Here is a 6,167-nt window from a genome sequence, read left to right on the forward strand (position 1 = left end):
TCACCTACGGCACGAACAACGAGTTCGGCTTCGACTACCTCCGCGACAACATGGCCTGGCGCCGGGAGGATCTCGTCCAGCGTGGACACTTCTTCGCGATCGTCGACGAGGTCGACTCGATCCTCATCGACGAAGCTCGTACGCCGCTGATCATCTCGGGTCCCTCCGCAGGAGAAGCCAACCGGTGGTTCGCCGAGTTCGCCAAGATCGCTCGGACTCTCGAGCCGGGCGTCGACTATGAGGTCGATGAAAAGAAGCGCACGATCGGCGTGCTCGAGCCGGGTATCGAGAAGGTCGAGGACTACCTCGGGATCGACAACCTCTACGAGTCCGTCAACACCCCGCTGATCTCGTTCCTGAACAACTCGATCAAGGCGCTCGCCCTGTTCAAGCGCGACACGGACTACGTCGTTATGAACGACGAAGTGATGATCGTCGACGAACACACCGGTCGAATCCTGGTCGGCCGTCGCTACAACGAGGGTATCCACCAGGCGATCGAGGCGAAGGAAGGTGTTCCGGTCAAGGCCGAGAACCAGACCCTCGCGACAGTGACGCTGCAGAACTATTTCCGCCTCTACGACAAGCTCTCTGGCATGACCGGTACCGCCGAGACGGAGGCTGCCGAGTTCATGTCGACCTACCAGCTCGGGGTCGTCGCGATCCCCACGAACAAGCCAATGATCCGCAAGGATCAGTCGGACCTCGTGTACAAGAACGAGCCGGCGAAGTTCGCCCAGGTGGTCGAAGATATCGCGAAGCGCCACGAGTCGGGGCAGCCGGTGCTTGTTGGCACGGTGTCGGTGGAAAAGAGCGAGTACCTGTCGCGCCTGCTCGCGAAGAAGGGCATCAAGCACGAGGTGCTCAACGCGAAGAACCACGCGCGGGAGGCCGAGATCGTGGCCCGTGCCGGGCGATTGGGTGCGGTGACCGTCGCAACGAACATGGCGGGTCGTGGAACCGACATCATGCTCGGCGGGAACGCTGAGTTCCTCGCGGTGCAGGAGATGAAGGCGAAGGGTCTCGATCCGGTGGAGACGCCGGACGAGTACGAGGCCGAGTGGGATGCGGTGTACCAGGCCACCCGCGATCACGTTGCCGAAGAGGCCGAGAAGGTCGTGGCCGCCGGCGGCTTGTATGTTCTGGGCACCGAGCGGCACGAGTCGCGCCGCATCGACAACCAGCTGCGTGGTCGTTCAGGCCGTCAGGGCGACCCGGGGGAGAGTCGGTTCTACCTGTCTTTGACCGATGACCTGATGCGGCTGTTCCAGTCCGGGGCTGCCGAGGCCATCCTCTCGCGCACAAACTTCCCCGATGACGTCGCGATCGAATCCGGCATGGTCTCGCGTGCGATCAAGAGCGCTCAGTCGCAGGTGGAGGCGCGTAACGCCGAGCTACGCAAGAACGTGCTGAAGTACGACGACGTCCTCAATCGTCAGCGTGAAGCGATCTATTCGGATCGTCGGCACATCCTCGAGGGAGACGACATCGCGGATCGAGTCCAGCATTTCATCGAGGACGCGATCAGCACGCTCATTGACGACCACACGGGTACGGGTCACACCGAGAGCTGGGACTTCGACGCTCTGTGGACCGAACTCAAGACGCTGTATCCGGTCTCTCTCACGATCGACGAGGTCGTCGCCGAGTCCGGAAGCAAGGGCAAGGTCACTCCCGAGGTCCTCAAGCGCGAGATCATCTCGGATGCTCGCATCGCCTACCAGAAGCGTGAGGAGAGCCTCGGCGAGGCTGCGATGCGCGAGCTCGAGCGGCGCGTGGTGCTTCAGGTCGTCGACCGCCGTTGGCGCGACCACCTCTACGAGATGGACTACTTGAAGGACGGCATCGGCCTGCGCGCGATGGCTCAGCGTGATCCGCTGATCGAGTACCAGCGCGAGGGCTATCAGATGTTCCAGCAGATGATGGGCCAGATCAAGGAAGAGTCAGTCGGCTACCTCTACAACCTGGAGGTCGAGGTGCGTCGCGCCGAGGGCGAGAGCGCCGCCGAAGTCGAGGCGAAGGGTCTGTCTATCGCGCCCGTGGAGGGGCAGCGACTGCAGTATTCCGCGGCCAACGACGCTGGTGAGGTCGAGGTGCGCAACGAACGCGGCCAGGTGCAGCAAGCGGCGACCAGTCGGGCCCGTCAGGCTGCGGCATCCGCGCCCGCGGCGCCGGTCGCGCCGGCGGCTCCCGCCGCGCGAGGCGCATTCGGTCAGCGCACCGATGGCGAAGCGCCGGCGCAGTCAGCCCAGCCGCCACTAAACCGCGCGCAGCGACGCGCAGCCGACAAGAAGAAGTAACCGCAGGGCGCGAGAGCGCGAGCCACGCGCGGTCAGGTGGCCCGGCGGGTGCGGCATTATCCTGAACGGATGACCCACCCCCGGCCGCTCGACCAGTCGAGCAAACTCAAGCACGTCCTCTACGAGATCCGGGGACAGGCCCTGGTCGAGGCCGATCGGCTCGAGGCCGAGGGACACCGGATCCTCAAGCTGAACACGGGAAACCCGGCAGCGTTCGGCTTCGAGGCTCCGTTCCAGATCGTGCGGGACATGATCGAGGCGGTCCCCGAGGCCCACGGCTACAGCGACAGCCGCGGTATCAAGTCAGCCCGACTCGCCGTCGTCTACCGATACGAGCAGGTCCCCGGATTCCCCGCGCTCGACCCCGACGACGTGTACCTCGGGAACGGTGTCTCCGAGCTCATCACGATGACGATGCAGGCCCTCCTGGACGAGGGCGACGAGGTGCTGATCCCGGCTCCCGACTACCCGCTGTGGACGGCGATGACGAGCCTGGGGGGCGGGACGCCGGTCCACTACCTCTCCGATGAGCAAAATGGCTGGCAGCCAGACATCGAGGACATCCGCTCGAAGATCACGGAGCGCACCAAAGCGATCGTTGTCATCAACCCCAACAACCCGACCGGTGCCGTCTATACGCGGGAAGTCCTCGAACAGATCGCCGACATCGCCCGCGAGCACTCTCTTCTGGTCCTCGCTGATGAGATCTATGACCGCATCCTCTTCGACGATGCGACCCACATTCCGATGGCTGCTGTGGCGCCGGATCTGCTGGTGCTGACGTTCAACGGGCTCTCGAAGACCTATCGAGTCGCAGGCTATCGCTCGGGGTGGCTCGCGATCACGGGACCGAAGGATCACGCGGCGGGCTTCCTGGAGGGAATCACGCTGTTGGCCTCGACCCGGCTGTGTCCCAACGTTCCGGCGCAGTACGCCGTGCAGGCTGCGCTGTCGGGAGTCCAGTCGATCGACGCGCTGATTGCGCCCACGGGGCGGTTGCACGAGCAGCGGGATGCTGCCTGGGAGGCCCTGGAGTCGATCCCGGGCGTGAGCTGCGTCAAGCCCGAGGGGGCGCTGTACGCCTTCCCGCGCTTCGATCCGAACGTTTACGAGATTCGCGATGACGCGAAGCTCGTGTACGACTTCCTCGTCGCGGAGAAGGTGCTGCTCGTGCAGGGGACGGGATTCAACTGGCCGACCCCTGACCATGTGAGGATCGTGACGCTTCCCGAGTCTCGCGTTCTCACCGAGGCGATCGAGCGGCTCGGGAACTTCCTGTCGTCGTACCGGCAGTAAGGCGGGTTGCCGTTCGCGGCATCGTCACAGCAGGGCGAGCGAGGTGGTGCGCCACCGGCCGTCCATGCCCTCCAACCGCAGGGCCACCGCACGGGTGCGGGCGGGGCCGCGGACGATGACGACGCCCTCGACGATGCCATCCGCGGGTGAGGAGTGGCGTACGGAAACGATCTGATGCACGGGACGTTTCGCGGGGATGCCGCGGGCACTTCGTGCGCGGGCGGCGAGGTTGGCTCGGGTGACGAGCTTCCGATAGGCATCCTCGGTCAGCCACCTGGCGAGTTGGTCCACTTCGCGAACACCCGCGAAGATCTCCAGGACACCGCGCGAGATGTTGCGCAAGAAGGCCTCGGGATCGGGGAGGTCGGCGGTGCTCGTGCGCTGCGGCGCGAAGTACTGGTTCAGCTCGGCCGCTTCATCTGCCGCGCGGTACGCACGTGCGAAGTTCGGTTGCGTCGTCGCCATGAGATCTCACTCTCGACCGGTAACAGGATGTCGAGAAGTAGAGCACACGGCAGGATGCCGGGTGGGGGCCGGGGCCTCGCTGTGGACAGTTTCTCATCGACTCCTCATCTGGGACGTACGCTCGCCCCGTGCGATGGGACCGGCTGTTCGATGACCTCGAAGCTCAAGCATCCGCCGAGTGGGAAGCAGAGCGCGCAGCCCTCGCCTCCGAGTCTGAGCGGGTGCGCCTGTCGCGCGTATCGCTGCGGGACCGGCTTCTCGTGCTGCGGGATGCCCAGGCTCAGGTTCGGGCGCACCTGAGTGGTGGCGGCGATGTCGAAGGGCGGATCGTTGCGGTGGGAGCCGATTGGTTCGCGCTCGATCGAGGACCGTCCTCCGTCAGCATCGTGCCCCTCGCCGGGCTCATGGGACTACGGATGCCGCACGCCGACCTCCTGCACAGCGCCTCGGGACGTTCGGGGCAAGCCCTCCGTGAGCGGGTGGATCTCGGTTTCGTCCTGCGCGACCTCGCGCGCCGGCGCGTTCCCGTCCTGGTCGAGCTGGTCGTCGGCGACTCCCTGACCGGAACCGTGGACCGAGCCGGTGCCGATCATTTCGATCTTGCCCTTCACGACCTCGATACCCCGCGGCATCCGTCGGCGGTGACCGGCTTTCGGATGGTTCCGTTCGGCGCGCTCGCGCAGCTGATCGTGGCGGCCGGGGACTCGGGGCTCTGACCCGCAGAAGCCCGTGGATCAGTCGGGGTTGCGAATGGCTCCGGTGCCCCACAGCTCGGGGAAACTGGCGGTCTGAGACTGGTGCCACAGCGCCATGCGGCGGGTCTGCTCGACCTGATCGTCGAGGTAGGCCTCGACGCTCGTCTCGTCAATCCGCCACTGCCCGCTCTCGCCCACACGCATCCCGCGGAGCTGTCCGGCCAAGACGAGGGCCACCACGTCATCGACCTCGATCGCGAGCACTTCGGCGACCTGCGAGGGCGTCAACAGGCGCGCGTCGGCAGCGGGGGGATGGGGCATGTCCCCATTATGACGCCGGGTTCGGACAGGGCAGCGCAGCAGCGCACGCTGTGGATAAGCGCGGGAGCCTTTCGCATGCCTCGGCCACCATGGTTCGCATGTTCTCCCCGTCTCGAACGTCCCGGCGCCCCGCGTGGGCCGACCTGCGGTTCCTTGTCGGCATCGTTCTGGTTCTGGCTTCTGTCGGTGGTGTGTGGTTCATCGTGTCGGCGGCGCGTCAGACCGAACCCGTGTACGTCGCCGTCCGGGCGATCGTGCCCGGCGAGCCGGTCGCGGCAGCCGACCTTGCCGTCGTGGATGTTGCTCTGGGAGCTGCATCTGACGCCTACCTGGGGGCTGATGATCTCGGTGAAGGGCTCGTCGCGGCGCGGACGGTCTCGGCCGGAGAGCTCGTGCCTGCTGACGCCCTCGTGACCGACGACAGTACGCGCTCGACGACGGTCGTCGTCCGCAGCGCGGCCGAGGTACCGGGATCCGTCGTGGCCGGATCGACCGTGGAGTTGTGGGCAGCGCCGCGCCTGGATCAGTCGCGCTTCGATACGCCACGCATCCTCGTGGCCGACGCGACAGTCGTCAGCGTCAGCCGGGACGACTCGCCACTGGCAGGGGGAACGGCAGCGGTCGAGCTGGTGATCCCCCGAGCCGATGTCGCCGCCGCGCTTGCTGCGATCGCCGACGGCTCGGCGCTCTCGGTTGTGCCCTGGACTCCGGGGCAGCAATGAAGACGCTCATCGCGCTGGATGAGCCCCACGCGACACGGCTGGCTGACGAGCTGTCGCGGCTCGGATGGGACGTGCTGGCGGTGCCGGTGACGGCGCCCGGTATCGCGGCCACCCGCGGTGGGGTCCACGAGGCCGGCGATCAGGAGCTGGACCTTCTCGTCGTTGCTGCGCGCCACGACACACTCACGCGCGAGCTCGTGACGGCGTGCGATCGGGAGGGGATCCGAATCGTCCCGGTGGGGGAGGGGGAGGCGTCGGCGCGCCTTGCTCAGGCATTCGGACTCGGCGTCCCGATGTCGCCTCGCGCTTCCGGTCGCGAGCTCGTGCGTGCCCTCCGGGATCCGCTGCCGGCTGCTCCCGCTCCTCGG

General features: G+C 66.4%; 6 protein-coding genes and 1 pseudogene. 5 read left to right on the forward strand and 2 right to left on the reverse strand.

Features of this window, described 5'->3' with window-relative positions; translation table 11 throughout:
- Both secA and Q1V87_RS12660 read left to right on the forward strand, forming a co-directional pair.
- A partial coding sequence (gene secA / locus Q1V87_RS12655; RefSeq protein ID WP_300593468.1) for a preprotein translocase subunit SecA occupies positions 1–2,300 on the forward strand: 2,300 nt, incomplete at its 5' end.
- A gap of 69 nt (positions 2,301–2,369) precedes the next feature.
- The gene (locus tag Q1V87_RS12660; protein WP_300593471.1) at positions 2,370–3,596 is read left to right on the forward strand and encodes a pyridoxal phosphate-dependent aminotransferase; all 1,227 of its coding nucleotides are present in this window, start codon (positions 2,370–2,372) and stop codon (positions 3,594–3,596) included.
- A 24-nt stretch (positions 3,597–3,620) separates the two neighbouring features.
- On the opposite strand, the gene Q1V87_RS12665 is transcribed toward Q1V87_RS12660, so the two are convergent.
- A complete protein-coding gene (locus Q1V87_RS12665; protein ID WP_300593474.1) occupies positions 3,621–4,061 on the reverse strand; it encodes an Rv3235 family protein in 441 nt (146 codons plus the stop codon).
- A gap of 128 nt (positions 4,062–4,189) precedes the next feature.
- On the opposite strand from Q1V87_RS12665, the gene Q1V87_RS12670 reads away from it, so the two are divergent.
- Positions 4,190–4,777, forward strand: coding sequence for a hypothetical protein (locus Q1V87_RS12670; RefSeq protein WP_300593476.1), 588 nt, complete (start codon positions 4,190–4,192; stop codon positions 4,775–4,777).
- A gap of 18 nt (positions 4,778–4,795) precedes the next feature.
- Here Q1V87_RS12670 and Q1V87_RS12675 read toward each other — a convergent pair whose 3' ends face one another.
- Complete coding sequence (locus Q1V87_RS12675) at positions 4,796–5,077, reverse strand: helix-turn-helix domain-containing protein (RefSeq protein ID WP_292711794.1); 282 nt, start codon at positions 5,075–5,077, stop codon at positions 4,796–4,798.
- A 98-nt stretch (positions 5,078–5,175) separates the two neighbouring features.
- Between Q1V87_RS12675 and Q1V87_RS12680 the strand changes: the two genes are divergently transcribed.
- Together Q1V87_RS12680 and Q1V87_RS12685 are read left to right on the forward strand one after the other, a co-directional pair.
- On the forward strand, positions 5,176–5,799 hold the full coding sequence (locus Q1V87_RS12680) for an SAF domain-containing protein (RefSeq protein WP_300593479.1): 624 nt from the start codon (positions 5,176–5,178) through the stop codon (positions 5,797–5,799).
- Positions 5,796–6,167 (forward strand): annotated as a pseudogene (locus tag Q1V87_RS12685) (hypothetical protein); the annotation flags it as partial. The gene Q1V87_RS12680 and the pseudogene Q1V87_RS12685, both read left to right, overlap by 4 nt.

It is taken from the genome of Microbacterium sp., from assembly GCF_030149085.1.
Classification (GTDB): domain Bacteria; phylum Actinomycetota; class Actinomycetes; order Actinomycetales; family Microbacteriaceae; genus Microbacterium.